General features: G+C 41.6%; 6 protein-coding genes. 2 read left to right on the top strand and 4 right to left on the bottom strand.

The annotated features are described in order from the left end of the window. Nucleotides 1-8: 8 nt before the first annotated feature. Nucleotides 9-734, bottom strand: coding sequence for a pyridoxine 5'-phosphate synthase (locus IQ246_RS28340; protein WP_194006617.1), 726 nt, complete (start codon nt 732-734; stop codon nt 9-11). A 159-nt stretch (nt 735-893) separates the two neighbouring features. On the opposite strand from IQ246_RS28340, the gene IQ246_RS28335 reads away from it, so the two are divergent. After that, nucleotides 894-1,532 (top strand): Uma2 family endonuclease, encoded by a 639-nt coding sequence (locus tag IQ246_RS28335; protein ID WP_194006616.1) that lies wholly within the window; start codon nt 894-896, stop codon nt 1,530-1,532. Nucleotides 1,533-1,615: 83 nt separating this feature from the next. After that, a complete protein-coding gene (locus IQ246_RS28330; RefSeq protein ID WP_194006615.1) occupies nt 1,616-2,401 on the top strand; it encodes a Uma2 family endonuclease in 786 nt (261 codons plus the stop codon). A 113-nt stretch (nt 2,402-2,514) separates the two neighbouring features. On the opposite strand, the gene IQ246_RS28325 is transcribed toward IQ246_RS28330, so the two are convergent. From IQ246_RS28325 to IQ246_RS28315, 3 genes are all read right to left on the bottom strand, one after another. Beyond that, a complete protein-coding gene (locus IQ246_RS28325) occupies nt 2,515-4,692 on the bottom strand; it encodes a tetratricopeptide repeat protein (RefSeq protein WP_194006614.1) in 2,178 nt (725 codons plus the stop codon). Between the two features lie 31 nt (nt 4,693-4,723). Beyond that, nucleotides 4,724-5,101 (bottom strand): hypothetical protein, encoded by a 378-nt coding sequence (locus IQ246_RS28320; RefSeq protein ID WP_194006613.1) that lies wholly within the window; start codon nt 5,099-5,101, stop codon nt 4,724-4,726. A 148-nt stretch (nt 5,102-5,249) separates the two neighbouring features. Beyond that, nucleotides 5,250-6,032 carry an ABC transporter permease gene (locus tag IQ246_RS28315; protein WP_194006612.1) on the bottom strand — a complete coding sequence of 261 codons (783 nt, stop codon included), beginning with the start codon at nt 6,030-6,032 and terminating at the stop codon, nt 5,250-5,252. Between the last annotated feature and the right edge of the window lie 448 nt (nt 6,033-6,480).

Raw genomic sequence — 6,480 nt, 5'->3', positions numbered from 1 at the left:
CCCATGCCCTATCCCCCATTCCCTCTTATAGCTTGTTTCATCTCGCGGACGGCTGTTTCTATACCTACTAATGCAGCCCGACTGATGATCGTATGACCGATGTTGAGTTCTTCCATTCCTGGAAGCGCAGCCACCGGATAAACGTTCCAATAGGTGAGTCCATGACCAGCATTCACTCGCAACCCGGCTTGAATCGCTTGCTCACACCCTTTAGCTAATACGGCTAATTCTTGCTGACGATTTGTTTCATCCTTAGCTTCAGCGTACTGCCCAGTGTGGAGTTCAATAAACTTCGCTTTTACCTTGACAGATGCTTCAATTTGTGCTGGTTCTGCATTGATAAATAGACTAACTGGAATGCTAGCGTTCTGCAATTTATCAACTATTTCAATTATTCTAGCAATTTGTCCGACAATATCTAATCCGCCTTCTGTAGTGACTTCTTCGCGCTTTTCGGGTACTAAAGTCACGTAATCGGGTTTGATGTCGAGAGCGATCGCTAGCATTTCATCTGTAGCGGCCATTTCTAAATTAAGATGCGATCGCACAGTCTGCCTTAAGATTCGCACATCCCGGTCTTGGATATGCCGCCGATCTTCCCGCAGATGCACCGTAATACCATCTGCGCCTCCTAATTCTGCCAGTACCGCAGCCGCCACTGGATCTGGTTCCACCGTCCGCCGCGCTTGTCGGATGGTAGCGATGTGGTCAATGTTTACGCCAAGTGTAGGCACCCCAAGTTCTCCCTATCCACAGTCCTCAGAAGTTAATTTTACTAGAAATGCTGGTTGGAAGTTGAGTTAGGTGTGATTGTGCAAAGTGCCAAACTCAGGCGATCGCCCTGCTGACTCGACGGATTTAGAATAATATCTATACCTACTCTGTGAGGCGATATGCCTTTAAAACTACAACAAATTATCGTCAAACCAGGCCAACAAATGTTGCTCAAAGATATTAGTTGGGAGCAGTTAGAGAATATTTTAGAAGAAATGGGAGAAAGGCGTGCCGCACGTATTTCTTATAGTCATGGTTGGTTAGAAATTATGGTTCCTCTACCAGAACACGAAAAAGATAAAGAACTTATTGGTGATTTAGTCAAAATCCTCTTAGAAATATTCCAAATTGATTTTGAGCCTTTTGGCTCCACAACACTTAAAAATGAGCGAATGCAGCAAGCAGTAGAACCAGATACTAGTTTTTATATTCAAAATCAAGCTGCTGTAATTGGGAAAAATCGTATTGATTTAACAATAGATCCGCCACCAGATTTAGCAATCGAAGTTGATATTACCTCCCGCACTCGATTTGATAACTATGAGATTTTGGGAGTTCCTGAACTCTGGCGATATACACAACAAGGATTAGAAATTTCCTTACTACAGCAGGGGAAATATATAAAATCTCAATCTAGTCCTAATTTTCCTGATATCCCAATTGTTGAATTAGTAAATGAATATATTCAGCAATGTTTAAGCATTGGTAGAAGTCAAGCTATGCGTAATTTTAGAAATTGGGTAAACAATAATTTATAACTATTTATAATCTGCACGCAATTGAGTAAGCTATGGGCAGATTATTATGGAGATTTAAGGCTTATTGAGAAAGGCGATCGCTCATGAATACTGAAACAAATCTAGCAGCCGTTGTGGACTGGGAACCCCCGATGCCACCTACAGATTTAATTTTTGATGATGGTGAACCTTTGGAATCAAATCGACACCGTATTGCCATGAATGTCCTGATTCGGTCATTGCAGCAGTTTTTTACTGGCCGCAATGATTATTTTACCGGGGGCAATATGTTTATTTACTACAGTAGCGCCCAAGTTCGTAACCGTGATTTCCGTGGCCCAGATTTTTTTGCAGTACTGAATGTTGATGGTAATAACTCTAGACAAGGTTGGGTAGTCTGGGAAGAAAACGGCCGCTATCCTGATGTCATTGTGGAATTAATGTCACCATCTACGGCAGCAATAGACAAGGGTATTAAGAAAAATCTTTACGAACAAACTTTCCGTACCTCAGATTATTTTGTCTATGATCCCTTTGACCCTAAATCTTTGCAAGGGTGGCATTTAGATGATAATCAACAGTATCAGCTTTTGACCCCAAATGAGCGCGGGTGGTTATGGTGTAAGCGTTTAGGTTTATGGTTGGGGACGAGTGAGGGAACAATAGATAGAGAAACGGCGGTATGGTTGCGGTTTTACGATGTGGCTAGCAATTTGGTTTTGTTACCAGAGGAGGCTGCTGCTGCACAAGCACAAGTAGCCGTTGCACGAGAAGAAGCCGCAGTTGCACAAGCACAAGCAGCCGTTGCACGAGAGGAAGCCGCAATTGCACAAGCGGCTCGTTTAGCCGCTAAATTAAGAGAGTTAGGGGAAAATCCAGATTTTTTGTGAGGGATTTTGACTATTTTGATTTGTACTTTCAGGTTTAATTGGTACAAACTCATATTCATCAGCGCTGGATTATCGCTTCCCATCTTTATCTGATAATTATTGCCAAAATTTAGCTACTTTTGCAACTCTTTGAGTTTCTCTAACGTCTGTTGATATCGCTTTGTGTTTTCTTGTTTTTGATAAAGGTTTGCGGCTATTTGATAATCTGCGATCGCTCCCTGTTTATCTTTGATAATAGAGCGGACATCACCCCGGTTATAGTAAGCATAGACATAATTGGAGTCGATACGAATAGCCTGGCTATAATCCTCAATTGCTTTTTTATGATCTTTTAAGTTAGCGTAGGCAAGACCTCGGTTATTGAAAGCATTGGTATAAGTAGGATCGATACGGATCGCCTGGTTATAATCCTCAATCGCTCCCTCATTATCTCCTAGGTTACGGCGGGCATCACCCCGGTTGTAGTAGGGCCACTTGAGCGGATCATTCTTAAACTCGATGGCTTTGGTGTAATCGGAAATTGCCTGTTCGTAGTTGCCTTGGTCAGCGTAGACTGCCCCTCGATTATTATAGGCAAGAGCGTACTTGGGGTTAATTTGAATCGCTTTGTTGTAATCGATAATAGCTTGCTTGTAATTGTACAAATTATAGTAAGCCCAGCCTCGACTAACGTAACTGTTAGCATCGTTGGGATTGCTCTGAATATACTTGTTTAAATCCTCAATTGCTCCTTTAAAATCTTTAAGAGAACTACGGGCATCACCTCGCTTGTTGTAGGCAAGTATAAAATTGGGATCGAGCCGCAGTACCTCATTGAAATCCTCAATTGCTCCCTTGTAGTCTTTTTTATTAGACTTTTCGAGTCCACTATCATAAAAATTTTTAGCACTCATCTCGGTTGTAGGCGAAATAGTGGGAGTCGCACTAAGAATAGATGATTCTACTGGGCTAGGTGTCGTAACTGAAGCATCGTGCGGCTTCACCAAGAAAGAGAAAGTTAGAACCACAGTAGCGAGGACACTTGCTCCAATCATGACTCTGGGGTTTCTCAGAACTGCAACAGAAGTAGCAAGAATACTTGGAGATTTTACTATATTGGGCGCAGGAGTTTCAGTTGGACTTGCTGCAACAGCTTTGTTTAGTGTTTTGACTGGTGTTACATCATCTTTGTGGGAGATGCTTTTGGAAGCTGTAACTTTATCTGGAAATGGAACTGCGTTTTTGGGACTAATTCTTGTCTCGATTGATGCTATGTCTTCATCTCTAAGTCCTAAAATTTCTTGATAACGTCGCAAATCATTGCGAGTATAGTCACTCAAAGTCGGCTCCCGTCCAATTGCATCAACTAATGCTTGCTCATATTGCTGCAATTTTTGTTGATACTCTCGGTAAGGCTTTAAAACCTCAATTTCTATTGCAGCAGTTTCTTCAGGGAGCAACCCCAAATTATGACGTAGGGCATCTAATATTCTGCGACCAATAATTGAAATTTCGCCCCGACTAGCATAAATCTCTACTTCTTTGCGATACTTCAGTTTTGGATCACCAATGGGTGCTTTAGACAACAGGATTTTAAATCCTTCTTTGACTGCATAAATTTCTGGTTGCATGGCGGGAGCCGCTTCTTGAACTTTCTTTTTGGCGTACTCATGCAATTCATCAACCGAAACTGCACCATCGTTATCTAAATCTGCGGCTCCTGTTTCAATACCTTCAATCAGGTAACGGGTATAAATCGAAAGATTTGATCCCTGTTGCTGGAAAGAATACTCAGTAGCAGTGGAAGATGTTAACACAACTCGTCCCTCGCCACCAAGTTCAGCCCGGATATCGAGAGAACCGTCATCTTTGGCTGACCAACCCTCAGCAAACGCCCCACTAAAGCAACAGTCGAGAATTACGACTTGGCGCTTACAGCGGCTATCGCTCATGATGTTATGAACAAAGCTGGCGGGAACGGTGGTTGATTTGATGAGTCGCCCTTGGGGATTTTTGCGGGTAAGGCGAGTGGCGAGGTGAAGTTTGCCACTCTCATCTTTGATGCCGTGACCGGAGAAGTAAAGTACTACAAGGTCATCTTTACGCCGATCGCTAAATAGGGTCTCGATCGCTTCCTGCATTTTCTGAGGATCGGGATTCTCCAGTTTTTGGATATCAGTTTCAGCAAATCCACCCATTTCTGGATGCTGCAAAACTTTAGCGATCGCTTGCATATCCTTTACCGATGCAGGTAATGGGTTAAGACCAGGCTCATAATCACTAATCCCTATCAGGAGTGCTACCTTCGTCATGTCCCTATCCTCTTTCCTGTTATGGCATTTCTCAGCTTGCTGCTACAAAGTTTTGCGCTGCGGCGATCGCGGTCATTAATTCTTGCTGGCTGCTGGCTTTAACCTTGAGTTTTTTACCGTTAGCCTCAACTTCCAATTCAATGGTTTTGTTACCGAGGCGATCGCCCACAAATCCCAATACTTTCTTCAAATTGGCAAAACTCACCTCTGCTTGCAACACTCCCAGCAGGAAACCTCCTAACGCTTTTGAGCCTTTGGGTGCTTCTGTAACTGCTACAAGTTCAGCACTTTCTACATCTAATTCTCTAATTTCTCGCAAGAGATTTCGTGTTTCCTCTTCTTGCTCCCCTGCATCTAAATCTGGATTATCAAGAGCAATTGTCAGTTTGACGTTATATTCGGAATTCATTTTGTACCCTTTGAGGTTTTCAAGCAGTTGACCGTCAACTGTATTTGCGTATTTTCTCTAGTGAGATCATATCTGCTATATAAATTTCCCTAAAATTTTTACAAAAATTTACAAAATTTAGGTAAAAATTGGTAAAACTAAAAGCAATTTAACTCGACGCACTAGTATAAAACCGTAACGCAAACCGCCAAAACCAAGTGGAAAATAAAAACAGAACTAGTGCTAACCCAGCTGCACCGATCAACCAGATAGCTTGACCCCTACCCAGCATCACTTCTGCTGGTATTGTAGTTAAAAAAGCCACTGGTACTATAAAGGTGAAGAAAAAGCGGTAAGTGCTGGGATATGCTGCGATCGGATATCTTCCAGCTTCTAATAAACCGCGCAGCACTTCGGTGACGTTGTATATTTTTACGAACCAAATACTCATGGCTCCCAGCATAAACCACAAGCTATAAAGAATCACCAAGCCGCACAACAACGGCACTACACTAAGTATGTAGTCGTTTATGCGTATGCCGAGGCTTTCACCTGCATAAGCAATGATTACGCTGCCAAAGACTAAATCTGGGAGTCCCCAAGGTGAAAGGGTATGAGTGGAAAGCCAAAATTGACTGCGGATAGGCTTTAATAATACAAAGTCAAGAGTACCTTCTTCCACATGACGGACAATGCGATTCAAGTTTGGGGCGAGAAAAGTGTCAGAAAAACCTTGCAGTAAGGTAAAAATCCCCAAAACTACTAAAGCTGCTTCCCATGACCAGCCACTAAAAGTATAGCCAGTACGGTAAAACAAGAATAGTCCAAACAGACTTCCTACAAGATTACCTATGCTGCTGAGGGTAGCAATGAGGAAGTTGACGCGATACTCCAACTCAGCTGCTATGGCAGCACTCCAAAATAATCCTAATACTTTCAAATATCTTTGCATATTACACCCATTACCCAAAATCTACTACCTGTGATGACATTTTTAAGATTACAAAAGAAGTCAACGTAAATTTAATATTATTTTTAGTTCTCAAAAATTGCTAAACGTTAAGATATTGTATGCCTATTGTTTAAATGTCAGAAATTTGATGCATTTAGATTTACCACAGTGCCATCGATTATTCATCTAATAAAAGAAAATAGAGCCAATAAATAATAAAACTCATCTTTTAGTGCTCAATAGTTATTCACAAATGACTACCTTCAACATCAATTTCTACCTATTGCTGGAAAATCTCCTGTTTTTCGTGGGTGCTACATCTTTTTTGGGTTCTACCGATCCCCTTATGAAAAAAAAGTATTTTAAACGAGAAAAAAGAGCTAATAACAAACAAGAATATAGCGCTACAAGCTAAGTCTGACAAAGGTTAATGACTTTTAAAATTTTT

Source organism: aff. Roholtiella sp. LEGE 12411 (assembly GCF_015206995.1).
GTDB lineage: Bacteria > Cyanobacteriota > Cyanobacteriia > Cyanobacteriales > Nostocaceae > Komarekiella.
The sequence above is the reverse complement of the archived record's forward strand: the minus strand, read 5'-3'. Positions and strand labels throughout refer to the sequence as shown.

Bases quoted from the DNA above. Each gene is read 5' to 3' on its own strand.
- IQ246_RS28335 (WP_194006616.1), top strand. From the start codon at position 894: ATGCCTTTAAAACTACAACAAATTATCGTCAAACCAGGCCAACAAATG.
- IQ246_RS28330 (WP_194006615.1), top strand. From the start codon at position 1,616: ATGAATACTGAAACAAATCTAGCAGCCGTTGTGGACTGGGAACCCCCG.
- IQ246_RS28325 (WP_194006614.1), bottom strand. From the start codon at position 4,692: ATGACGAAGGTAGCACTCCTGATAGGGATTAGTGATTATGAGCCTGGT.
- IQ246_RS28320 (WP_194006613.1), bottom strand. From the start codon at position 5,101: ATGAATTCCGAATATAACGTCAAACTGACAATTGCTCTTGATAATCCA.
- IQ246_RS28315 (WP_194006612.1), bottom strand. From the start codon at position 6,032: ATGCAAAGATATTTGAAAGTATTAGGATTATTTTGGAGTGCTGCCATA.